The following is a 21,474-nucleotide window of genomic DNA, read 5'->3' as shown; positions in this document are numbered from 1 at the left end:
GGTAGGAGTTGGACTCGCGGAGACTCCCCCTCACCCGCCGCGCGTTCCGCGCGTCGGCCTCTCCCCGCAAGCGGGGAGAGGCGACGTCACTGCGCCTTCACCGTCGCCGCCGGCTTCTTCGCGTAGATCTGCGCGATCTCCTCGGCGAAGCGGTGTTCGAGCGCGGGGCGCTTGTTCTTCAGCGTCGGCGTGAGCAGGCCGCTAGCAATGGTCCAGGGGTCCAGCGTCCACCATACCGCGCGCGGCGTCGCGTAGGACGGATAGGCCTTCACGGCCGCTGCGATTCGCGCAAGCAGCGCGGCCCGCTCCGCCGCACCGCCTTGCTTGCCGCTCGCAGCCAACCTTTCCTTCTCCTGCACCCAGGCCTTGGCGTTGAGCACAACCAGCGCGGCGAGGAACGGACGCTGCTCGCCGACCACCAGCGCCTGCTCGAACAGGGGATCGGCCAGGATCGCGGTCTCGAGATCGACCGGCGCGATCTTCTCGCCGGTGGACGTCACGAGGATATCCTTGATGCGGCCGGTGATGGTGATGCGCCCGTTCTCGATGCGGGCCTGGTCGCCGGTGTGCAGCCAGCCATCGGCCTCCTTCACGCGGCGCGTCTCCTCGGGCTTGTGCCAGTAGCCTAGCATCACGCTTGGGCCACGCACCAGCAGCTCGTCGTTCTCACCCAGCCTGGCCTCGACGCCGTCGAGCACATGGCCGACCGAGCGCGGATCGTTGTCCTCGGGGGTGTTGACCGAGACCACCGGCGAGGTCTCGGTCATGCCGTAGCCCTGGAGAATGTCGAGCCCGAGTGCGAGAAACAGACGAATGACGGGCTCGGCGATCGGCGCGCCGCCGGAAACCGCGACGCGCAACCGGCCGCCGAGCTGCGCCAGCACCTTGTCGGCGACGAGCTGCTTCAGCAGCGGCCAGGCCAGCCGGTCGAGCAGCGACAGTGCGCCGCGTCCCTGCCGCGCGTCGAACCGCCGGCCGCCGACGGCAATCGTGAGATCGAGCAGCGCCCGCTCGATGCTTCCGGCCGATGCGCGGTGCTGCATGATCAGCGCGTAGACGCGCTCGTAGATCCGCGGCACCGAGACCAGCACCGTCGGCCGCACATGCTTGAGGTCGTCCCCGAGTTGCGGCACCGAGCGCGCATAGGCGACGCAGGCCCCGGCCGCGATCGGATAGTAATAGCCGCCGGTGCGCTCGAACGTGTGCGAGAGCGGCAGGAAGGACAGAAAGACGTCGTCGGGCGACGCCGCGATGCGATGCGCGATCGCCTTCACATTGGCGACAACGTTGTCATGCGACAGCATCACGCCCTTCGGCCGCCCGGTCGTGCCCGAGGTGTAGACGATGGCGGCAAGATCGTCCGGCGCCACCGCGACGTCGGACAATGGCGCGGTCGCGCCAGGCGCGGACGCAAGCCACTGGTCGAGCGCGACGATGCGTGCATCGGCCGGCACCGGTCCGGTCATGTCGGCACAGACGATGCGCTTGAGCGCATCAAGCGGCTGGCCGGTGGCCACGATCGCCTGCCAGCGCGCCAGCGTATCGACGAACAGCAGTAGCGCGCCGGAATCGGCGAGGATGTAGGCGATGCTGTCGGGGTTGTCGACGGCATGCATTGGCACCGGCACGAGACCGCGCGACAGCGACGCCTGGTCCATCGCGATATGCGCAATGCCGTTCGGCATCAGGATGGCGACGCGCTCGCCCGGCGAAAAATTCTCCGCGGCCAGCGCCTGCCGCCACAGCTCGAATTCCGCGTCGATCTCGTGCCAGGACTGGCTGACCCAGCGCCCGGCATGCGCGTCGAAATGGCGATAGGCTTCTGCCGCCGGCGTCGCCTCGACGCGCCAGCGCAGCAGCTCAGGCAGTGTCTTCACGTCGGCGAGCGTCTGCGGTTGACTGATCGGCCCCGGCATGGCGTCCTTTCCTTCAGCCTCGATTCCCATGAATCTGGGGGCTCGACACTAGGCCGGCCAGCCCTCGCCGCCTTGATCCTCAGCAAGGCGGCCATGCTTCGGAGCGATCCATGACGCGCGACCTGCTGTTTCTGCTGCGCCCGGGGTTCGAGGACCCGGCCTATCCGGGCCGGCGCTTCTATTGCTGGCATTGCGCGCTGATGGAGGGCGTGCTCGCTTCGTTTCCGGCGCTCGCCGAAAAGCTCGACGTCGAGCGCATCGCGTGGCCGCAGCCGCGGCAGGCCGTGATCGCGCTGGTCGGGGAGGAGAACCAGTCGCTGCCGCTGCTCGTGCTGGCAGACGGCGCGACATCGCGGCACCAGACCGGCAGCCACCGCGGCCGCGCCTTCGTCGCCGACAAGGACGCAATCCTCGCCGCGCTCTCCGAACGCCACGGCTTTCCCGATCCGCATCCGTAGGAACGTCGACGTAGCCCGGATGGAGCGCAGCGCAATCCCGGCCACGGACCTGCAATGACGTCGCGAAACGAGGGAAGATTGGCATTGCGCTTCCCCGATCGCCTCGCATATTCGGCCCGACAAGCCGTCCGAAAGGTCCGATCATGCCGCACCCCCTCCCCGCCCTCATCGTCATCGACGTCCAGCGCGCGTTCGACGAATGGGAGGCGGCGGGCAAGCGCCGCAACAATCCGGACGCGGTGGCCCGCATCGTCGATCTGCTCGCGGCGTTCCGGGCAAACGGTGCGCCGATCTTTCATATCCGCCACGAGGGCACGAAGCCAAATTCGTCGTTTCTGCCATCGCGCTCCGGCTACGCCGTCAAGGACGAGGCGCGCGAACAGGATGGCGAGCCTGTGATCGTCAAGCGCGTCAACAGCGCCTTCATCGGCACGGACCTCGAGACGCGCCTGCGCGCAAGCGGCATCACTACGCTCGTCATTTGCGGCGCCACCACCAACCATTGCGTGGAGACGACGACGCGGATGGCCGGCAATCTCGGCTTCGACACGCGGCTCGTGCGCGATGCCACCTGGACCTTCGACCGGATCGGACCCGATGGCGACGCACATTCCGCCGAGGAGATCCATGCGATGACGCTGTCGAATCTCAACGGCGAGTTCGCGCGCATCGTCACCGCGGGCGAGGTGATCGCATCATTCGCGGCGAAGTGATGGCAGCAGTGCGATCAATGCCGGCGATGCGACAATAAATCTCACGCCGCGCGATCATCCGCGCCGAATCGGACAGCACGTGCTGCGTCGTTTCGACGCCCGCACTAGCCGGAACGCAACCAGCGCCCATGTGTTGTCACACGACATTCAACTGGAGTGATGACATGAAGTATCTCATTGTCGCGATGGCCGTCGGTGCCGCGGCGCTTGCCGGCGGATCGGCGGCGAACGCGGCCAACACCACAAGCGCGAAGCAAAGCGCGCGGGGAGGCCAGCCGACCGACATCAGCGCGCAGCACAGGCACCACCATCATGGCTATCGCCATCATCAATGGCGCCATCACCACCATGGCTACTATCGTCCGCACTACCGGAGCTACGGCTATTACCCGCGGCACCACGGTTACTACGGCGGCGGACCGTACGGATATTACGGTGGCGGCGGTCCGGGCGTGACCTTCAGCTTCGGCGGCAACCGCTGGTAAACCGGCGGTCGCCTGCGAACGAAAGGCCCGCGACCACGCGGGCCTTTTTTCATCCCCGCAAGATCATCCCCGCCGTCTCCAGCCCGCTCGCCAGCGCCGCCTCGACCGTGCCCATGTCGCGGCCGCGATACAGCGCTTCGCCGGAGAACAGCACCGCTCCGTCGGCGCGCGCGAGCATGGCTTGCGCCGCGCGCGTGCGCGGCGTGGCCCAGGAATAGGCGCCGCGGGCGAACGGATCCTGCCCCCAATTGGTCGCCGCAGCCGCGACGAGGTCGCGCGCGACGTCTTCGCGCGACAGGCCGAAGATGGTGGCGAGCGAACCAAGCCCGGCCTCGATCAACGCCTGCGGATCGAGGTCTTGCAGCTCCGCCGTCCGCGGGCCGCCGAACCAGCCGGTGAGCACGGGATGCTGCTCCGGATGGCGCGTCCACCACACCGGGATGGTCCGGTCCGACAGCAGGAAGGTCATATCCGCAAGATCCGGGTTTCGCTCGCGCCACCATGGCCGCGCAAACCGCAGCAGAATCTTGACGACGTTGCCGAAGCCGATGTCGTCGGCAGCCGCCGCCTTCGCGCGCACGCTCGCCGGAAGCGCGATCTCGCGCAGCAGCGGCAGCGGCACCGTGAGGATCACGCGGTCGCAGCGATGCACCTCGCCGCCGGCACCGCGAACGACCACCGCGCCGCCCTCGTCCTCGATCGCCGACACCACGCAGCCGAGGCGGACCGCCGCGCCATGCCTGCGGCACTCGGCGGCGAGAAAATCGATCAGCGCGCCATAGCCGCCATTGATGCGCGCCTGCGTGTGGAGCCCGCCGTCCATCCATTCCTCGCGCAGCGCCAGCGTGGAGGCGCGCTCGGGATCTGCGGCATCGTAGCCCTCGACCATCCGCTCGATCGAATAGCGCAGCCCGTCATACTCTGGTCCGGCAAAATGACGGCGCAGGAAATCGGCGACGGTGAGGTCGTCCTTCAAATTCCCGAGCACGGCATGCAGCTCCGCCTCGTGCGGATCATGGCGATCCTCACGCGAGAAATGTGCACCGTCAAATCTCCATAGCGTGCCTTCGATCTCCTGAAGGGACAGCCCCGCCTCGCGCAGCAGGGCGCGTGTCACCGGGGCATCGCCATGGACGAATTCGGCGCCGCCATCGGCGGGGTAGCCGAACTCCGCCGCCGGCAGCGGGTGGATGCGCCCGCCGCAGCGGTCGCGTGCTTCCAGGACCGTCACCTTCTTGCCCGCGCGCGCGAGCTCGCGCCCCGCCATCAGGCCAGCCGCGCCGGCACCGACGATGACGATATGCTGTGGTTTGTCCGACATGCCGGTGCTTTTACTTACCCACGGCCTGCGGATCGTTCTTGATCAGGTAGCGCAGCAGCAGGACACCGCTGCCGAGCTCCCGCACCCCCTCCAGCGTCATCGCGGCGAGGGGCGCGCGCTTGTCGCTGTCGGCTTCCGTCGAAGAGAACACGAAGGGCGCGCCGCTTGCGCCATCCACCGCGGGGCTGAGGATGAGATTGAATTCGTCGATGAGACCGGCGCGCAGGAACGCGCCATTGGCGACGCCGCCGCCCTCCACCAGCAGCCGCTTCACCCCCAACTCGTGATTGAGGATGTCGAGCGCCAGCGCCAGGTCGATCTCGGACTTGCCGGCGAAGATATAGGACACGCCCTCGCCGCGCAGGCCTGCAAGATGCGAATCCGGCACGCCCTCGGTCAGCACCACGACGATCGGATCGCCGCCGATATCGGAGCGGCCCCAGCCGATCTTGCCCTGCGCGTCGAGCACGACGCCGTAGGTTTTTGCATCACGCCGCGCAAACCACGGCTCCCGCGGAAACGTCCCGGCCGTTCCGGCGGGATAGGGCTTGCCCTTGGCGAACTCCGAGCCGGTGACGCGGCCGATCACCCAGGCATCGCCGCCGAGCTCGTCATGGATCTTCTCGAACCAGTCCGTGCCCGCGCCCTTCGGACGCCAACGGCTGGGGTGCGTGCGGCCGTCCAGGCTGGAATGCATCAGACAGATGACGTAGGGCTTCATGCAAATCTCCGGACCGCGCTCAACCCGCCGTTCCGCTGCCGCCGCTCTTGGCGCGATCGTTGACGATCACCGCGAGCGGATTGAGCTTTGGCGGCGCGACGAGCTGGAGCGTGTTGGTGTCGTGATGATTGAACGGCGCGCCGCGGACGAACAACTCGGTCTGGATCAGGTAGGTCCAGCTTCCGTCGTCGTTGAAGGTGATGTCGCAGCGGTAAGCGTCGGTGCGGAAGGCCTGTTCCAGGAAGTCGGTCGAGCAGATCCCGTAAGCGGTGTCGCCGCGCTTCGCCGTGACCGAAATTTTCCTGTCATCAGGTCCGGCCTTGCCCGAGGCGAGCAGCACCTGCCCGCGCGGGATCGCCAGCGTCTGCATGATCAGCCCGGTCGCGGGCTCCCACAGCCAGTAGCCCACCTGGTCGTGGAAGGTGATGTCCTCCTCGGGCGTGTTGATGTGGATGTGATAACGCAGGCCGTAGAACAGCTGCGGGCCGTTGGCCTGCGGATCGATCGGGTCCATCCGAATGCGCTCGATGAAGGTCCGCCGCTCCGGTCCTTCGGCCTTCGGGTTGACGTCGATCCCCTTGTCGGCCTGCCAACTGCCTGCGAGACGGCGCAGCGGGCCGAGATTGGCGAGACCGTCGGGCGAGACGTTCTCGGGCTCGGTGAAGATGTCGGCGGGAAGGGGAAGCATGAGTGTCCTCGCGGGAAGTTGCGGGGAGCAGCAATAGCACGGAGACGGCAACGTGGCTCGTGCTCAAGCCTCACAATCGCGAATGGACATCCGCGCCACACGCAGACGATCGGTGGGCTTCAAGGGAGTTCGCGGAGGAAAATACGAAGCGCGGTCTCAATGGCTTGAACCGCGAAGCGGAGCCGAACCGATTGGGTTCGGCTCCGTCGCGAGGACGTCTAGTGGCGGTGGTCGCGGACCTCCGGTTGATTGCGGTGGTCGCGAACGATGGTCTGATTGCGGTGGTCGCGCACGACGGGCGGGTCGCGATGGTCGCGGACGATGGTCGTCGCGTTCGAGGGCGTCACCACATTTGCCAATGCGATCGCTGCGAGAGCCACAAGGATGTAATTGCGCATGAGTCTTGTCCTTTGCCTGGTGGCTCACTGCGAACCACCTGACAACAAGCTAGATTGACCGGCTCGAATGATATGTGCCGGCGATCACGTGATGATTGTCGATGCGCTGGCCGATTGCACTCCGCCTCGCGGGTTCAGCCGGCTTTCGTACCCGTGATGGCGGCAAGCGCCTCGACGAGCCGGTCGAGGTCGGCCTCCTCGGTGTAGAGCGCCGGCGTCACGCGGATGCATTGGCCCTTGGCGACGCCCGCCCGGCGAACCGTCAGGACCTTGTAGGCGTCCCTGAGCTTCGCCACGGTGGCGTCGTTGTCGACCTTGCTCGTCTTGCCGGCGAGGCGGAAGGACGTGATCGCACCATAGAGGCCAGCCTCATCCGGCGTCAGGATCTCGATGTCCTTGAAGCCGCGAACGCGGCTGACCCAGTAGTCGCGCAGGTAGCGCAGGCGGGCCTGTTTCGCCGCAGCGCCGATCTGCTGATGCAGTTCGACGGCCGCGGGCACCGTCAGCACCGTCGCGAAATTGACCGTGCCGGTGTGTACGCGCGAGCGGATGTCGGTCGCCGGAAAATCCTCGTCGCCGAGGTCGCGGTCGATGTCGGCGAGGCGGTCCTTCCTGATGTAGAGGAAGCCGACGCCGACCGGCGCGCCGATCCATTTGTGCAGGTTGAAGCCGACAAAATCGACCTCGAGCTCGCCCACCCTGAAGTCCATCTGTCCCCAGGAATGAGCGGCGTCGAGGATGACATCGACGCCCTTCGCCTTGGCCATGCGGGCGATCTCGGTAACCGGCATGACGAGGCCGGTGCGATGGCTGACATGGGTGAGGAGGAGCAGCCTGGCCTTCGGATTCGCCTCGAGGGCGCGGGCATAGGCGTCGAGCACGGCCTGCCGGGTGGCCGGCTCCGGCACGTCGAACTTGACCACGTCGACGCCGCGGCGCGCCCCAAGTGCGTTCATGGCATATTGCATCGAATCGTAGTCGAGGTCGGCGTAGAGCACGCTGTCGCCGGGCTTCAGCTTGTTGTATCCGCCGATGAGCAGCTGCAGCGCTTCGGTGGCGCCGCGGGTGAGCGCGATTTCCTCGGGCGCAGCTCCAACCGCCTCCGCCACCTTGGCCCGCACGGCCTCGAAATCCGCGCCCGCGCGCTGCCGCGCGTAATAGGTGTTCTGATAGTTGACCATGTCGGACAGGCGGATGAACTCGCGCCGCACGGGCTCGGCCATGATGCCCCAGAAGCCGTTCTCCAGATTGACGACATCGGGCGTCACGGCATAGAGCCCCTTCACGGCCGTCCAATAGGCCTTGTCGGTGGCGATTGCGGCCGCCGATCCAGTCGGCTGTGCCGGCAGGCTCTCGGCGGCAAGAGCCGGCGCCGCCAGCGGCGCGACAACTGCGGCCGCGAGGCCCTTCAGGATCGACCGGCGGTCGGAAGAAATTGTCTTGATCAGATGCATGTCCACCCTCTGCGCTGCGCGGCGAAAGGAGCAGCGATCAATGGAACACCGATGACAGGGCGGTGACAGTCTGATGATGCCGGACGTTGCCCCGGCAGGGAATACGATCTGGTTGGTCGCACACACCGGCCTCGTCAAAACGGAAAAGCCGCGCGCCCTGCTGGCAACTCACGCCCGCACCGATCTGCCTGGCTTGCTGCAACAACGGCGCACAACCGCAATCGTCAGGCGTTGTCAGGTCCAGGCCCATCGGCCTGTCCGCCGAGGCGATCATCGATGTAGCGCCGAAGCGCCGCGGCCGCGTTCAACATATGCGCCCGCATCCTGCGCGATGCGGTCTCGCCATCGCCTTCGGCGATCGCCTGCATGATGACGTCATGCTCGTCGCGGGACTTGCGAATGCGATCGCCATGCCGCAATTGCGTGCGGCGAAAAGCGCTGAGACGCGAGCGGACATCCTGCGCCTGCTCTGCCAGAAACGAGTTGTGCGTTGCCCGGTAGATGCATTCGTGGAATTCCCGGTTGAACGCGTCATAGGTATCGACGTCATTGGCCTCGACCATCTTCAGCGAGGCGTCATGCAGCTCGATCAAATGGCTGCGCTCGAGCGGGGTCATGCGATAGGTCGCGAGCCTGACGCACATCGCCTCCACCTCGGCACTGGTCTCGAACATGTCCATGATGCGCTCGGGCGTCATCCGCGCCACGACGAGGCCGCGCCGCCCCCGCACTTCGACCAGGCCGCTGACCACGAGCTGGCGAAGCGCCTCCCGCACCGGCGTGCGGGAGGCTCCGAAGCGATCGGCCAACAGCTGCTCTTCCAGGGCGGAACCGGCGACGAGCGCACCCGAGGCGATCTCGTCGGTGAGCGCGTTGCGAATGCGATCGGAGAGCAGCCCGCCATCGTCCTCGGCGTCGGCTGCGACTTTCAACAATCCTGCCATTCAGCCTCCCGTGATCGCGCGCACCGCGAAGTAAAGAACAGAGGGCGCGACCAGACACCCGAGCCCGGTGTGGAACGTCGCCGTCAGCGCACCGTAGGGCACCAGACGCCGGTCCGTCGCCGCCAGCCCTCCGGACACGCCGCTGACCGTTCCCATCAAGCCGCCAAACACCATTGCGCTGCGCGGATTGTTCAGACCGATCATCTTCGCCACGAAGGGCGTACCGATCATGACGATCACTGCCTTGAATACACCGGTCGCGATCGAGAGCGCAATAACCGGCGAGGATGCGCCGATCGCCGCCCCCGTGACCGGCCCCACGATGTAGGTCACCGCGCCGGCGCCGATCGTCGTCATCGAGATGGCATCGGTGTAACCGAATGCCGCGGCGACGAACACGCCCAGAATGAACGGGACGACAGTTCCGAGCCCAAGCGCGACCGCACCGATCGCCCCGGCCTTGCGCGCATGAACGACATCGACCTCGAAGGCGGTGGCGACGATGGCGAAGTCGCGCAGCATGGCTCCGCCCATCAGACCGATCCCGGTCAGCGCCGGCAGGTCGGCGACGCCCTTTTCACCGCCGGTGGCGAGGCCTCCGAAAAAGGCCAGCACGAGACCCAGCATGATCGCGATCGCCGAGCCGTGGATGCGTCCGAAGGTGAGGTATTTCGAGATCGCTCCGGAGACCCACATCAGGATGCCGACGGCCGCGAAAGCGGTGAGCAGCGAGTTTGCAGCTAGAATGTGCGATATCATGGTCATCCGATCCTCCCGGACTTGAAGTGGGGCACAGACGCCTCGAGCGCCTCTCGCGCCTCGATCTCGTCCATGGTCTCGACAGGGCCGCTGAGCCGGCCGATCAGGGCCACCATCACGAAACACACGGCGACTGCGCCGATCCCCGCGATGACGACGATGGGACCGCCTTTGGCCGCAGCGACGACGTTCTGCTGCGCCGCCATGGCGACCACGATCGGAATGTAGAAGCTGCCCCAGAACTCGACGCCGGTCTTGAGACCGTGGCTGAGCAGGCCGTGCCGCACCAGCCAGAGCCGGGCGGCGATCAGAAACATCATGGCAATGCCGACGCCGCCGACATTGGCCTTAACGCCGAGGGCGATGCCGAGCAGGTCCCCCAGCAAGACCCCCAGCAACGTGCAGATGGAGAGCAGCGCTACGCCGGAAACGGTCACGGGCGCCTCCCCTGAACGAACGGAGCCCCGGCCACGCGACTTGGACGCCTTGCATGCATTCGCATCTTAAATCTCCTCCTGTGTATGCGAATATCCATCGCTTATGAGTTTGCGTATACACTAATTGACATTAAGGCGCAATACGCATACATTAGATACAAATGAAGGCAACCTCGCATGCCAAGGAGCCGAGATGAGCAATTGGGGTATGCAAAAGGCCGCTCTGGGAGAGCGCCTGACGGCCGGCCGGCGGCACGCGAAGGGAAAGATCGTCCCGCTCCCGAGCCTGCCCGCGTTTCTCGCGGCCGTGATCCGATCAGGCGACCGGGTGTGCCTGGAGGGCGACAACCAGAAGCAGGCCGACATCCTCGCCGCGGCGCTTGCGAACCTCGACCCCGCTGAGATCAGCGACCTGCACATGGTGCAGTCCGGCGTGGTCCTGCCGGCCCATCTCGACATCTTCGAGAAGGGCATCGCGCGGCGGCTCGACTTTTCCTATTCGGGCCCGCAAGCGGCGCGCATTGCGCGCATGCTGTTCGGCCGCAAGATCGAGCTCGGCGCGGTCCATACCTATCTCGAGCTGTTCGCCCGCTACTTCATCGATCTCACGCCGAACGTCGCGCTGATCGCCGCAGTGAGCGCCGACAAGGACGGCAACCTCTATACGGGACCGAACACCGAAGACACGCCGACCGTCGTCGAGGCGACGAGTTACAAAAATGGTCTCGTGGTGGCGCAGGTCACCGAGATCGTCGACAAGGTGCCCCGCGTCGACATCCCCGGCGACCTCGTGCATTTCGTGGTCGAAGCCGGCAGGCCGTTCTATGTCGAGCCGCTCTTCACCCGCGACCCCGCCGCCATCACCGAGACCCAGATCCTGACGGCGATGCTCGCCATCAAGGGCATCTATGCGCCCTACGGCGTGCGCCGCCTCAATCACGGCATCGGCTTCAACACCGCCGCGATCGAGCTGTTGCTGCCGACCTATGGCGAGAAGCTCGGCCTCAAGGGCAAGGTCTGCACCCACTTCGCGCTCAACCCGCATCCAACCCTCATTCCGGCGATCGAATCCGGCTGGGTCGACCAGATCCACTGCTTCGGGTCGGAAGTCGGCATGGAGGACTATGTCGCGGCGCGCTCCGACATCTTCTTCACCGGCCCCGACGGCTCGCTGCGGTCCAATCGCGCCTTCTGCCAGACCGCCGGCCTCTATGCCTGCGACATGTTCATCGGATCGACGCTGCAGATCGATCTCGAGGGCCACAGCTCGACGGTGACGACGAACCGCATCGCCGGGTTCGGCGGCGCACCCAACATGGGATCCGATCCACATGGCCGCCGCCATCCGAGCGAACCCTGGCTCAAGGCCGGTGCCGAGGCGGACCCCCACTCCAACGCCGCGCTGCGCCGCGGCCGCAAGCTGGTGGTGCAGATCGGCGAGACCTTCGGCGAGCGCAATGCCCCGCTCTTCGTCGAGCGGCTCGATGCGCTCGAGCTGGCGCACGAGCTCAAGCTCGATCTGGCGCCGGTGATGGTCTACTCGGACGACGTGACCCACATCGTTACCGAGGAAGGCATCGCCAACCTCCTGATGTGCCGCAGCAAGGACGAGCGCGAGCAGGCGATCCGCGGCGTCGCCGGATACACCGATATCGGACGCGCGCGCGATGCGAAGCTGGTCGAGCAGCTCAGGCAACGGGGCGTGATCCAGCGCCCCGAGGATCTCGGCATCGATCCGCTCGACGCCGACCGCCGCCTGCTGGCGGCCCGCTCGATCAAGGACCTCATGCTGGCCTCCGGCGGCCTCTACCGTCCGCCCAGCCGCTTCCGCAACTGGTGAGGAGTTTCGCATGGAAAAACTCAGTTTCAGGCTGACCGCAGCCAGATCGGCCGGCGGCACCCGCGCGCAGGCGATCGTCGGCGTCGTCGCCTCCGGCAATCTCGAGGTCCTGCTGGAACGCGCCTCGCCGGCCGACATGTGCACGATCGACATCGCAACCGCAGCTCACGGCTTCGGCGCGGTGTGGGACGCCGTGGTCCGCGACTTCGTCGCCCGCCGCTCTGCCGGCGGCTTGCGCATCTCCATCAATGACGGCGGCGCCCGGCCCGACACGGTTGCGCTGCGCCTTGCGCAAGGCGTCCGCAAGATCGAGGAGCCGGAACGATGACACAGGCGGCAGCCAACACGGCTTCGCTGAGCTGGTACGAGGCGAGCGCCCGGCAGCGCATCGACGCGCTGGTCGATGCCGGCAGCTTTTCCGAATACATCGGCCCCGAGCTGCGCGAGATCAGCCCGCATCTTTCGATCTTCGACCTGCCGGAGCAGTTCGACGACGGCATCGTCATCGGCCGTGGCCGCCTGGAGGGGTCGCCGGTGCTCGTTGCCGCGCAGGAGGGACGCTTCATGGGCGGCGCCTTCGGCGAAGTCCACGGCGCCAAGCTCACCGGCCTCCTGCGCGCGGCGCGTACGCTCAAGCACGACGTGCTGATCCTGTTCGACACCGGCGGCGTGCGGCTTCAGGAAGCCAATGCCGGCGAGCTCGCGATCGCAGAGATCATGCGCGCGGTGGTCGAGGCACGCCGCGCCGGCATCAACGTCGTCGGCCTGATCGGCGGACGTGCCGGCTGCTATGGCGGCGGCAGCCTGATCGCCGGCACCTGCTCGCGCCTGATCGTGTCCGAGCAGGGGCGGATCAGCGTCAGCGGTCCCGAGGTGATAGAGACCAACAGAGGCATCGAGGAGTTCGACTCGCGCGATCGCGCGCTGGTCTGGCGCACCATGGGCGGCAAGCACCGCTATCTCATCGGCGGCGCCGACATGTTCGTCGACGACGAGGCGCTGGCGTTTCGCGAGGCCGCGATCGACGCGCTCAAGATCAAGCGTGGCTGCGACACCAGCGCTCTCGCAGCCGAGCAGGAGCGCCTGGAGCGGCGCCTGCTGCGTTTCGGTGAAGCCGAGGACGCCGTCCAAATCTGGCAGGCGCTTGGTATCGACGCGCCGACCGAGATCCCCGCGCTTCCGACCGACGCGTTTCTTCGCGCGGCAGACACAAGGGAGAACGCCGATGACGCCCGATGACATCCTGGCCGGCCTGTTCCCGAACGGCCGAAAGATCGAAACGACCGGCGCGATGATCGCGGGACAGGCGACCTTGCCTGACGGCGGGCCGATCCACGTGCTCGGCATCACGCAAGGACAGCCGCTCGGCGTGGACGAGGCGATCGCGCTCGCAGGGCGCGTGATCGAGATCATCAAATCCAACGATCGGGCGCCTATCCTGGTCCTGGTGGATTCCGCCAGCCAGCGCATGAGCAAGCGCGACGAACTGCTCGGCCTCAGCGAATATCTATCGCATCTCGCCAAGGCCCTGCTGCTGGCAGAGGCCGAGGGACACCGCACGGTCGGCCTGCTCTACGGCGGCAGCGCAGCCGGCGCGTTCATCGCCACCGCTCTTGCCACCGGCACGCTGGTGGCGCTTCCCGGCGCGCATCCCGCCGTGATGGATCTGCCCTCGATGGCGCGGGTCACCAAGCTTCCGATCGAGGTGCTGAAGGCCAAGGCGGAAGCGACACCCGTTTTCGCGCCCGGGCTCGACAACATGGTCCGCACCGGCGGCATTCACGTCGTCTGGGACGAAACTGCGCCCCTGGCGCCGCAGCTTGCGGCCGTGCTGGCGCAGCCTGCCGGACGGGACGAACGCAGCCGGCTCGGCGCGGAGCGGGGCGGACGCCGGAAGGCGGCCGAGATCGCCGATCGGGTCGTCGCACTCGCCGCGATATCGCAGCAGGGAGCGCAACATGGCTGAATCGCTCGCGCGTCACACCATGGTGAAGGCCTCGGCCGCCGGATGGGCTGCCGTGATGAGCCGCCATCCCGAACTCGCCAGCGAGCCGATCATCGACGGCTGGGCGCGCGCCGACCGCCCCCTCATCGTTCGCCGGCCGGCTTGCAGCGATGCCGCCGGCATGATTCCGCTCGGCCTGCCGCTGCCGCCCAGCCACGGCAAACGGCGCATCGCGTTCGCGCTCGCACCCGGCGACATCATCGCATCGGCTCCGCCGCCATCCTTGGCCGATGCGGCCGCCGCGGCACCTGCGCGCTGGCGGGAGACGATCGGCCTGCTGCTCCAGCTTCTGCCGGAGACCCGCACCTTCGGCAGCCTGGCCTGGCAGCACCTCACCGGCCTGCCCTATCTTTCCGACAGTTCGGACCTCGATCTGCTCTGGCCGCTGTCGTCGGCAAGGCAAACCGACACTCTGCCGTCGGACATCGGCCGGATTGCGAACCAGGCGCCGATGCGGCTGGACGGTGAGATCGTTGGTCGCGCGGGAGGGGTCCAATGGCGCGAGCTCATCGGTGCTGACGACGATGAAGTCCTCGTGAAAGGGCCCGCCGGCGTCATCAGCACGACGCGCGCCGCGTTTCTGACGGGGAATCTGTCGTGACCGTCGCGCTGAGATGGCAATCGACACCTGCCAACGCGCCCGATGCGGCGCAGCTCGGTGATCTGGCGTCGCTTTGCCTGAAGCTCGAAGTTGAAACCCATCCGAAACCGGGGCTCGTCAGCCATGTCGACAATGGCGCGCACAGCGACATGGACGCCGAGTTGCTGTGCCGCAGCGCCGATACCTTGAGGCCATTCCTCCGTGATCTGGCGCTTGCCGGAGCCGAAGGCGCCGGCATGAGCCGCTTGCGCGCGATCGGGGTCGCCGCCGAGCGCGCCATGCTCGCGGAAACCGGAGGCGTCAACACGCATCGCGGCGCGATCTTCGGACTGGGTCTGCTCTGCGCCGCGGCCGGATATCGCGGTGCGCTCGGCATTCGCAAATCGCTCGGCGATCTGGTGTCGCAGCGCTGGGGCGAAGACATCCTTTCGGGTCCGATATCCTTGCGCAGCCACGGCGCCATGGCCTCGCGGCGTTACGGTGCCGGCGGCGCCAGGGCGGAGGCGGCTTGCGGATTCCCATCGGTCTACGAGATCGCCCTGCCCGCGCTGCATGCTGCACGAGAGCTCGCTCGTTGCGATGAGGAAGCGGTCCGCGTTCAGACCTGCATGACGCTCATCGCCGATGTCACCGACACCAACCTCCTGCATCGCGGCGGAGCGGAGGGTTTGCGCTACGCCCAAGACAGCGCATCCGCATTTCTTGCCGCCGGAGGCGTTGGACGTCACGGTTGGCGCGAGCGAGCCATCGAGATTCATCAGGCATTCGTGGCACGCAATCTCAGTCCCGGCGGCTCCGCGGATCTGCTGGCCATGGCCCTCTTCGTCGACCGGCTGGACCCCTGATGCTTGCTCTGCTCTGCGGTGGACAAGGCACCCTCTCGGACAAGATCTTCGATCTGGCCGCCGGTCAGCCTGCCGCGGAGCCTGTTTTCGTCGCGGCAACCGCGCATCTTGGCGAGGATCCGCGGGAGTTCGTCCGGACGCACAGCGCAGACGAGCTGTCCGCAAACCATGTCAGCCAGATCCTGACTGTCACGTCGGCACTCGCGATCCATGCCTGCATTGCCGATCTCCTGACCGAACCTGCGGCCGTCACCGGCTACAGCGTCGGCGAGATGACCGCCTGGAGCATTGCAGGGATATGGACCGCCGATGAAGCCTTGCGATTGACGGCTGTTCGCGCGCGCCTGATGGATAGCGTCGCCGGCCCCGATGGCCGCCTCGGCTATGTCCGCGGGCTCGACCCGGCCGCGCTCGAACGCCTGCTCGGGAAGCATCGCTGCGAGATCGCGATCAGGAACCCCGATCGTCTCGTTGTCGTCGGAGGCGCCGAGCAGGACGTGATCGACCTCTGCGAGGAAGCGATACGACAAGGCGCCACGCGCACAGGTCTGCTCGCCGTGAGAATCGCCTCGCACACGCGGCAGCTCGAACAGGCCTGCCGCCCCCTTCAACTGGCGCTCGACGCCAGCACACGCTCCGCCATTGCAAGCCAGCGCGTCCTGCTCGCCGGAGGCGATGGCGAGCGCATCTTCTCCGCGAGCAACGCAACCGCAAAGCTCGCCCGGCAGGTGGCGCGCCCGATCGACTGGTCGGCGACGCTGGAAGCCCTTGCGGAGCTGGGCGTCAGCAGGGTGCTGGATCTCGGTCCGGGACACGCGCTCGCCGAGATGATGCAGGCCTTCCTTCCCTCCATTCGCTGCTACGCGGCGGACGGATTCCGCACGGTCGATGGCCTGCGAAACTGGATTGCGGCCGAATAGCCAATCGGCAGCGCGAGGCCGTTGGAATTACAGAATTGCTTTGGATATCGGGCTGTTGGAAGAGCCGGATGGTGCCCAGGGGCGGATTGCGCTGTCCGACACGGACTTCGTTGAAATGTAATAACAATTTCTAGCAGGCAATGGGGATGTTTACCAGTCGTGTTACACTGTTTCCTTGGTATGATCCACGCCTTAAGAGTCGCGGACCGATGGCCAATCAAACAATCCCGCCTGATGCAGAGAAGCTGAGCGTCACCCTCAAGCAGCTCACTCACCTGAAATCGGAAGTACTTCTTGGCGCGCCATACGCGTCGCGCGTCAGTTTCGGGCTACTTTTCCGTCTCGTCATGACGGACGACACAGTGCCTGTGCTTCGTCAGATCGATGCGCTGGAAGGCCGCAGACCCCTGTCAACGTCTAAGCAACCCGCGCCATTCAAACATCCGCCCTTAGCCCCATTTTGGCATGCACACTATTTCAGCTCTCGCCACACGCTCCGCAACATCGGCGAGAGATGGAACATCGCACGGGGGCCTGGCAACAACGACCTGAGCTCGGCCTTGAACGGGATCGCCGAGCAGCATGGTCATGATCCCGACAAGTGGCCGGGAGCTTTAGCGTACAGAGTATTCATACAAGGCATGACCGAACGCGCAAACGCCAACCGCCTTACGGGTGATTGGATCATCTTCGCCAAGGACCGCGGACAAAACTATTATCTTGACCTAGCCCAGCACGAGGAAGCAGAGGGGCCAATCAACTCCGCTGCACTGATGCAGAAGCTCAGAGCCAGTTCTGCGGCCGAATTTCCGTTCCTATTCCCTGACTAGCTTTGGAGTCGGGTCGCTCCTGGCCGTTTTGTCGAAGTATACGCTAGTGGTGTCGAATTTCGAAGACCTCGAAGCGGATGCCAATGCGGCGCTCAATTTCGTCAGCAAGCTGATCTCCAACGAGGCCGTCAAACACTTCGCATTGGTTCGCAAAGCTAAGGGGTTCCGCTTGATAGAATACAAACGCTCGCTGTGCGTCGGGAAACACGAAGGCGGATGACGCGAGTCCCTTTTGGCGGGGATACCAAGTCGTAAATCGATGTCTCTTCTCGCCGGTTGAACTGAGTATTGCGCTCCCATCTGGAGCCAAGAGCCTAGACTCAGCATCAAAGAACATTGTCGCGACGAATGGAAATCTGAAGGTGCCTCCGTCACTAAGCGCGACCGTGAAGAAATCGCCAACGCTCAGAACGCTTCGGTCCTCAAGCACGCATTGAAGGCGAGCTAGTTGGTCGTGGACAAGCGCCTGATCTCGGACGTCTGGGCCAATTATTGTTGCTTGCGCCGCGTCATCTCCAGACGTAGCACGGGAGCCCGATTGAAACCGCTCGAAGCCTACTGAATCTCCTATGAAAGCCACCCGCCGTTCATTTGCCCTGCCGTCGCGAACGTGGAAGAGCCGCCGGGGACCAGCAAATCCCACCAGATATTCGTTATCACTCTCGCGACTTGAGACTTGGAGGACTGAGATAACTGACTGAAAGCCCGTGCGGCCTCCTCGAATGTCCGCGATAGCAGCAGTCGCGATGTCCGGATCACCGGTGAAGGCGATCGCAACGTTGCTGGTGACAAACGTGATCTTTAGGCTGCCCCTTCTTATATCCGGTAGTGCTCGCTCTTGGCGTGGACTTTGAATCCGCGTGTCGGCCAACATGATTATCTGGTGAGGTGTTACCTTAGCGACAACTAGGGTCATCTTACATCCAAGCCAATTTCAGGGCTTACACAAGCGAAAAGCCTACCGTGGGGGCGGCAGCGAGACATCCCCCGTATGCCCGCCACCGGGCCTGGGGGGCTGAAGGGGTCGAACCGTCTTCAATCACGCAGGGCATACAGGCAGCAGGGCGGCGGAACGAACGCTCTGCGCCTCAAAGCCTCCGAAGCAAGTCGGCACCGAGGATGGATACCAGCGGCCCCCGCGCAGCGTCATTCATCTCGGGGCCATTCAGCTCGTTCGCTATGGCCTCCAGCGTCACCGCACTGCCTGCTCGAATATCTTCACCACTCCGCCCATAGCTTCAGGAAGTCGTTCTCTTCCCAAGGACAGCGCATATGCACCCTCAAGAGGACTCGCAATTTCTCCACACTGCTCGGCGCTCTTACATTGATTAGATTGAACTATGGTCCCCCCGTTCGCTTCTGTTGAGTACCATCGCTGCCGGATCAGGTTAACATTCCGCGCTAAGAACCATTGGTGCGGTACGTGAATGTCGGCCCTGTCGGACCGGATGGCGCAGCTGGTATTGTAGGACCAATTATGCCGATTTGAGAGGTTGCTCCGGCAGGCCCTGAAACACGAACCACAGGTTGATCCGATCCGCTTGCTTGCTTAGCAATCATGTCGCTCGGCCAATGCTTCTCATAAGTCGTTTTGATCTCCTGAGAGAAGCGCTTGAGCTCCTTCTCAATGAATTGCATAAGTTCAGTCCGATCGACCGCCGTGAGCTTGTCTTCAGGCTTGTCTGATCGAGAATACGACGGGTGAGCGATCTGCGCATTCAGCTTACCTAAAAGCGTCCTGCTCGGCCCTTCTTCAGAGCACGGCGTGAACGTTGACTTCGCAAAATGCTTGGCAGCGGCCGTATTTTCGCTTGGCGAATGATCGCCCGAAAAGAATTCAATCAATGACCGGGCATGGATAGCAAATGACTCAATCAGTGCGTTCAACACAGTTTGGCTGTACCAGAGGCATGTGGCACCATCAGCGAGCATCGCGTACGTCTGCCGCATCATCCGCACCTCGTACGGTATATGGTGGCCAATGACTTGGATCATGCCTTCGGTCGAATGATTCAATTTATCCGCGCTCATGAATTTTATGTCTCAAAGATGATGTATCTATTGGGTGGACCTGCTCTGGCGACAAGCTACAAGATCGTTTTAATCAGCAGTCGCAAAGCAGGATCATATTTCCTCGATCGGGAATCCTGCAATTAGGATTGTTTGCATAGGTAGGACCGTCCGCAACCTTTCCTTGCTTACACTTTCGTGGAGTGTAGCCCCACCTACGACGGAGTCGGCCACAAAACCTCAAATGTACCTCGGAGGGGATACGCTACGCCAAAGCCGTTCTGGGTTGCGAGAGACCGATCCTCATGGGAAGGCGCTGCTTCAAGGACGATCAATAGAGACACATCTGGGTTTGCCCGCTGCCTGTAGTCAAGCAGCTGCCCAATTGCAGTTCGGATCGCGTAACGAGCACTGGCTTTGTCGCAAGGCTTGATTTCCACGAACGTCAACCCCCTCGTGGCATCGTTATAGCGCAGGTCGACGCTCGCCACGTTTGGTGTGACTTGTGTCGCACCTGCTCTCGCGAGATAGCGCTCGAAGCTTCCTTGTAGCTTGTCGTGCCTTGGCGAGATCTCAACCTCATAGGCCTCGACGTATCTTTGATATGGGTCCCTGCTCGCGCCGGGACTATTTCTCCCTGGACTGCTTTGGCTGGCGCCGCCCCGGCTAAGCCTAGAATGTCTGCCCAACAGCAATCGCGTTCTTCTTACGAACTCTAGAACCTCCGGCGAGCTTCCAGAAGTTGGTGTCCACCACGGCGTTTGACCCATCCATCCGCGGCCACGGCCCATGACCAGCGTTCTATCTTCGAGATTCAGACGAAACGCATTTTCAGTTAACGTTGAAATTCGGTAGTTAGAGCCGTGGACATTCTTAAATCTAGCGATCACCTCGTCTTGCGAGTGCCTGGCTCCTTTTCCTAGCAGGGCTACTGCACGTTCTTGACTACAACTGGGGCAACCACGCCCTGCAAGATGATTGGATGGAAGAGTACTGAAATCCCCGTGCATCGCGCAAGTTACGGACACCTTGGTTTTTGCTGTCGTATATATCGTATTTCCATATTTGAATTTTTTGCCATGGACAGACTTCGCGCGAAGCACGAACTCGTCCGTCGTTAAGCGGCGACCCATGCCCTGCTCCGCACGCGAACAGATTGGACAGCCTCCACCTTTCCATAAATTTTGGGCTGCAATAGTGAAGAGGCCGTGCTGCCTGCATCCTACTGAAACAGCGTCAGATTGAGTTCGATAGACTGCATGAGATAAATCGTAGCGCTGACTGTGCGCCGCAATCGCACGTTTCATGAACTCTTCTTGTGATAGGCGCCTTTTCGTCAACTCGAAGCCTGATCGCTCTGACCTTCTTGATAGTTTTGCGTGCGGCTGCCGTTCAAATCCGAATCGGTTCTGATACGCACATTTGGCGCAACCTTCTCTGCCAGCAAGGTGATTGCCTGCTAGCTGCTCGAAACTCCCATGCGTTCGACAAATCATCCGAATTGAATCGCTCGTCGCGGTAAACGAGGTTTCGGCGTAGTCATACTTGCCAGGGAACAAACGCTTAGAACGCGAGATGAATTGCTCGGTTGTAAGCCTTCCAGTCTTGCAGCCAATACAGCCTCCGGCACCCCTCAAGTGAAGGGCAGGAGTGACCTTGAAAGGCCCGTGCTTCTTACAAACGACATCTATCGCGGTTCGAGTGTCTATGTAATTTGTTCCACGGTAATCGAACTTGGCCTTATGAATCTTTTTTGCGCGAGCAACGAACTCGTTCGTAGTGAGACGTCGCGCGGACGCTTTACAGGCTGAACATCCGATCGCGCCCCTAAGATGCTGACTAACAAGCTGCTCAAATTGCCCATGGCTCCGGCAGACGATCCGGGCGTAATCGCCCATCCCGCTGATGGGCCTTAAATCACTGTAATCGAATCGCGCTCCAAAAATCAGACGAGCAGCTCTTACAAATTCCAACTCACTGATAGCCTTTGGCGGCATTTGTCTATTCGCGCTAAATGATATTATGCTATTCGGGGTCCGATTGCGGGCAGACCACGATTTACTTAGGTTATATGATTCGAGAATCCCCTGCGGTGCCAGAGCCCAAGAAAACTTTGATCGGGCTTACCG

General features: G+C 63.8%; 23 protein-coding genes. 11 read left to right on the top strand and 12 right to left on the bottom strand.

What is annotated here, in order from left to right; translation table 11 throughout:
- Positions 1 to 86 precede the first annotated feature (86 nt).
- Positions 87 to 1,916, bottom strand: coding sequence for an AMP-dependent synthetase/ligase (locus tag BJA_RS06545; RefSeq protein WP_051000241.1), 1,830 nt, complete (start codon positions 1,914 to 1,916; stop codon positions 87 to 89).
- Between the two features lie 110 nt (positions 1,917 to 2,026).
- Here BJA_RS06545 and BJA_RS06540 point away from each other — a divergent pair, with 110 nt between their 5' ends.
- The 3 genes from BJA_RS06540 (at position 2,027) to BJA_RS06530 (ending at position 3,572) form a co-directional block, all read left to right on the top strand.
- Positions 2,027 to 2,374 carry a DUF3088 domain-containing protein gene (locus tag BJA_RS06540; RefSeq protein WP_011084105.1) on the top strand — a complete coding sequence of 116 codons (348 nt, stop codon included), beginning with the start codon at positions 2,027 to 2,029 and terminating at the stop codon, positions 2,372 to 2,374.
- Positions 2,375 to 2,517: 143 nt separating this feature from the next.
- Positions 2,518 to 3,087: a cysteine hydrolase family protein gene (locus tag BJA_RS06535; protein WP_011084104.1), complete on the top strand. Its 570-nt coding sequence runs from the start codon at positions 2,518 to 2,520 to the stop codon at positions 3,085 to 3,087.
- A gap of 164 nt (positions 3,088 to 3,251) precedes the next feature.
- Positions 3,252 to 3,572 carry a hypothetical protein gene (locus BJA_RS06530; RefSeq protein WP_028173622.1) on the top strand — a complete coding sequence of 107 codons (321 nt, stop codon included), beginning with the start codon at positions 3,252 to 3,254 and terminating at the stop codon, positions 3,570 to 3,572.
- Between the two features lie 49 nt (positions 3,573 to 3,621).
- Here BJA_RS06530 and BJA_RS06525 read toward each other — a convergent pair whose 3' ends face one another.
- From BJA_RS06525 to madL, 9 genes are all read right to left on the bottom strand, one after another.
- Positions 3,622 to 4,893 (bottom strand): flavin monoamine oxidase family protein, encoded by a 1,272-nt coding sequence (locus BJA_RS06525; RefSeq protein WP_011084102.1) that lies wholly within the window; start codon positions 4,891 to 4,893, stop codon positions 3,622 to 3,624.
- Between the two features lie 10 nt (positions 4,894 to 4,903).
- The gene (locus BJA_RS06520; protein ID WP_011084101.1) at positions 4,904 to 5,614 is read right to left on the bottom strand and encodes a RibD family protein; all 711 of its coding nucleotides are present in this window, start codon (positions 5,612 to 5,614) and stop codon (positions 4,904 to 4,906) included.
- 19 nt (positions 5,615 to 5,633) lie between these two features.
- A complete protein-coding gene (locus BJA_RS06515) occupies positions 5,634 to 6,302 on the bottom strand; it encodes an FABP family protein (protein ID WP_011084100.1) in 669 nt (222 codons plus the stop codon).
- Positions 6,303 to 6,520: 218 nt separating this feature from the next.
- A complete protein-coding gene (locus BJA_RS06510) occupies positions 6,521 to 6,700 on the bottom strand; it encodes a hypothetical protein (protein ID WP_028173626.1) in 180 nt (59 codons plus the stop codon).
- Between the two features lie 134 nt (positions 6,701 to 6,834).
- The gene (locus BJA_RS06505) at positions 6,835 to 8,154 is read right to left on the bottom strand and encodes an aminotransferase class V-fold PLP-dependent enzyme (protein ID WP_038965326.1); all 1,320 of its coding nucleotides are present in this window, start codon (positions 8,152 to 8,154) and stop codon (positions 6,835 to 6,837) included.
- 37 nt (positions 8,155 to 8,191) lie between these two features.
- Positions 8,192 to 8,404 (bottom strand): hypothetical protein, encoded by a 213-nt coding sequence (locus BJA_RS06500; RefSeq protein ID WP_162494055.1) that lies wholly within the window; start codon positions 8,402 to 8,404, stop codon positions 8,192 to 8,194.
- Positions 8,379 to 9,098 (bottom strand): GntR family transcriptional regulator, encoded by a 720-nt coding sequence (locus BJA_RS06495; protein WP_011084097.1) that lies wholly within the window; start codon positions 9,096 to 9,098, stop codon positions 8,379 to 8,381. The genes BJA_RS06500 and BJA_RS06495 overlap by 26 nt, the downstream gene beginning before the upstream one ends.
- Positions 9,099 to 9,863 (bottom strand): malonate transporter subunit MadM, encoded by a 765-nt coding sequence (gene madM / locus BJA_RS06490; protein ID WP_011084096.1) that lies wholly within the window; start codon positions 9,861 to 9,863, stop codon positions 9,099 to 9,101. It lies immediately after the preceding gene.
- Positions 9,860 to 10,294, bottom strand: a complete 435-nt coding sequence (madL, locus tag BJA_RS06485; protein ID WP_011084095.1) for a malonate transporter subunit MadL — start codon at positions 10,292 to 10,294, stop codon at positions 9,860 to 9,862. Before madL ends, madM begins: the two co-directional genes overlap by 4 nt.
- Positions 10,295 to 10,487: 193 nt before the next feature.
- On the opposite strand from madL, the gene mdcA reads away from it, so the two are divergent.
- The 8 genes from mdcA (at position 10,488) to BJA_RS06445 (ending at position 17,335) form a co-directional block, all read left to right on the top strand.
- Positions 10,488 to 12,134 (top strand): malonate decarboxylase subunit alpha, encoded by a 1,647-nt coding sequence (gene mdcA / locus BJA_RS06480; RefSeq protein ID WP_011084094.1) that lies wholly within the window; start codon positions 10,488 to 10,490, stop codon positions 12,132 to 12,134.
- Between the two features lie 10 nt (positions 12,135 to 12,144).
- A complete protein-coding gene (mdcC, locus tag BJA_RS06475; protein ID WP_028173631.1) occupies positions 12,145 to 12,462 on the top strand; it encodes a malonate decarboxylase acyl carrier protein in 318 nt (105 codons plus the stop codon).
- A complete protein-coding gene (locus BJA_RS06470; protein WP_011084093.1) occupies positions 12,459 to 13,373 on the top strand; it encodes a biotin-independent malonate decarboxylase subunit beta in 915 nt (304 codons plus the stop codon). Before mdcC ends, BJA_RS06470 begins: the two co-directional genes overlap by 4 nt.
- Complete coding sequence (gene mdcE, locus BJA_RS06465) at positions 13,360 to 14,100, top strand: biotin-independent malonate decarboxylase subunit gamma (RefSeq protein ID WP_011084092.1); 741 nt, start codon at positions 13,360 to 13,362, stop codon at positions 14,098 to 14,100. The genes BJA_RS06470 and mdcE overlap by 14 nt, the downstream gene beginning before the upstream one ends.
- Positions 14,093 to 14,740 carry a malonate decarboxylase holo-[acyl-carrier-protein] synthase gene (gene mdcG / locus BJA_RS06460; RefSeq protein WP_011084091.1) on the top strand — a complete coding sequence of 216 codons (648 nt, stop codon included), beginning with the start codon at positions 14,093 to 14,095 and terminating at the stop codon, positions 14,738 to 14,740. Before mdcE ends, mdcG begins: the two co-directional genes overlap by 8 nt.
- Positions 14,737 to 15,585: a triphosphoribosyl-dephospho-CoA synthase MdcB gene (mdcB, locus tag BJA_RS06455; protein ID WP_011084090.1), complete on the top strand. Its 849-nt coding sequence runs from the start codon at positions 14,737 to 14,739 to the stop codon at positions 15,583 to 15,585. Before mdcG ends, mdcB begins: the two co-directional genes overlap by 4 nt.
- Complete coding sequence (locus tag BJA_RS06450) at positions 15,585 to 16,505, top strand: acyltransferase domain-containing protein (RefSeq protein ID WP_011084089.1); 921 nt, start codon at positions 15,585 to 15,587, stop codon at positions 16,503 to 16,505. Before mdcB ends, BJA_RS06450 begins: the two co-directional genes overlap by 1 nt.
- 209 nt (positions 16,506 to 16,714) lie before the next feature.
- Positions 16,715 to 17,335 carry a hypothetical protein gene (locus BJA_RS06445; protein WP_038965325.1) on the top strand — a complete coding sequence of 207 codons (621 nt, stop codon included), beginning with the start codon at positions 16,715 to 16,717 and terminating at the stop codon, positions 17,333 to 17,335.
- Positions 17,336 to 17,378: 43 nt separating this feature from the next.
- Here the strand turns inward: BJA_RS06445 and BJA_RS42695 are convergent, their stop codons facing one another.
- Positions 17,379 to 18,251, bottom strand: coding sequence for a hypothetical protein (locus BJA_RS42695; protein ID WP_011084087.1), 873 nt, complete (start codon positions 18,249 to 18,251; stop codon positions 17,379 to 17,381).
- Between the two features lie 485 nt (positions 18,252 to 18,736).
- On the bottom strand, positions 18,737 to 19,366 hold the full coding sequence (locus BJA_RS06435) for a hypothetical protein (protein WP_011084086.1): 630 nt from the start codon (positions 19,364 to 19,366) through the stop codon (positions 18,737 to 18,739).
- Positions 19,367 to 21,474 lie beyond the last annotated feature (2,108 nt).

It is taken from the genome of Bradyrhizobium diazoefficiens USDA 110 (genome assembly GCF_000011365.1).
In the GTDB taxonomy this organism is placed as follows: Bacteria; Pseudomonadota; Alphaproteobacteria; order Rhizobiales; family Xanthobacteraceae; genus Bradyrhizobium; species Bradyrhizobium diazoefficiens.
The sequence above is the reverse complement of the archived record's forward strand: the minus strand, read 5'-3'. Positions and strand labels throughout refer to the sequence as shown.

Coding starts and splice junctions, on each gene's coding strand:
- BJA_RS06495 (WP_011084097.1), bottom strand. CDS start 9,098: ATGGCAGGATTGTTGAAAGTCGCAGCCGACGCCGAGGACGATGGCGGG.
- mdcA (WP_011084094.1), top strand. CDS start 10,488: ATGAGCAATTGGGGTATGCAAAAGGCCGCTCTGGGAGAGCGCCTGACG.
- BJA_RS06445 (WP_038965325.1), top strand. CDS start 16,715: ATGGCCAATCAAACAATCCCGCCTGATGCAGAGAAGCTGAGCGTCACC.
- BJA_RS06470 (WP_011084093.1), top strand. CDS start 12,459: ATGACACAGGCGGCAGCCAACACGGCTTCGCTGAGCTGGTACGAGGCG.
- mdcC (WP_028173631.1), top strand. CDS start 12,145: ATGGAAAAACTCAGTTTCAGGCTGACCGCAGCCAGATCGGCCGGCGGC.
- BJA_RS06525 (WP_011084102.1), bottom strand. CDS start 4,893: ATGTCGGACAAACCACAGCATATCGTCATCGTCGGTGCCGGCGCGGCT.
- BJA_RS06535 (WP_011084104.1), top strand. CDS start 2,518: ATGCCGCACCCCCTCCCCGCCCTCATCGTCATCGACGTCCAGCGCGCG.
- BJA_RS06545 (WP_051000241.1), bottom strand. CDS start 1,916: ATGCCGGGGCCGATCAGTCAACCGCAGACGCTCGCCGACGTGAAGACA.
- BJA_RS06540 (WP_011084105.1), top strand. CDS start 2,027: ATGACGCGCGACCTGCTGTTTCTGCTGCGCCCGGGGTTCGAGGACCCG.
- mdcG (WP_011084091.1), top strand. CDS start 14,093: ATGGCTGAATCGCTCGCGCGTCACACCATGGTGAAGGCCTCGGCCGCC.
- BJA_RS06450 (WP_011084089.1), top strand. CDS start 15,585: ATGCTTGCTCTGCTCTGCGGTGGACAAGGCACCCTCTCGGACAAGATC.
- madM (WP_011084096.1), bottom strand. CDS start 9,863: ATGACCATGATATCGCACATTCTAGCTGCAAACTCGCTGCTCACCGCT.
- BJA_RS06530 (WP_028173622.1), top strand. CDS start 3,252: ATGAAGTATCTCATTGTCGCGATGGCCGTCGGTGCCGCGGCGCTTGCC.
- BJA_RS06500 (WP_162494055.1), bottom strand. CDS start 8,404: ATGGGCCTGGACCTGACAACGCCTGACGATTGCGGTTGTGCGCCGTTG.
- BJA_RS06435 (WP_011084086.1), bottom strand. CDS start 19,366: ATGAGCGCGGATAAATTGAATCATTCGACCGAAGGCATGATCCAAGTC.
- BJA_RS06520 (WP_011084101.1), bottom strand. CDS start 5,614: ATGAAGCCCTACGTCATCTGTCTGATGCATTCCAGCCTGGACGGCCGC.
- mdcE (WP_011084092.1), top strand. CDS start 13,360: ATGACGCCCGATGACATCCTGGCCGGCCTGTTCCCGAACGGCCGAAAG.
- BJA_RS06510 (WP_028173626.1), bottom strand. CDS start 6,700: ATGCGCAATTACATCCTTGTGGCTCTCGCAGCGATCGCATTGGCAAAT.
- BJA_RS06515 (WP_011084100.1), bottom strand. CDS start 6,302: ATGCTTCCCCTTCCCGCCGACATCTTCACCGAGCCCGAGAACGTCTCG.
- BJA_RS42695 (WP_011084087.1), bottom strand. CDS start 18,251: ATGACCCTAGTTGTCGCTAAGGTAACACCTCACCAGATAATCATGTTG.
- BJA_RS06505 (WP_038965326.1), bottom strand. CDS start 8,154: ATGCATCTGATCAAGACAATTTCTTCCGACCGCCGGTCGATCCTGAAG.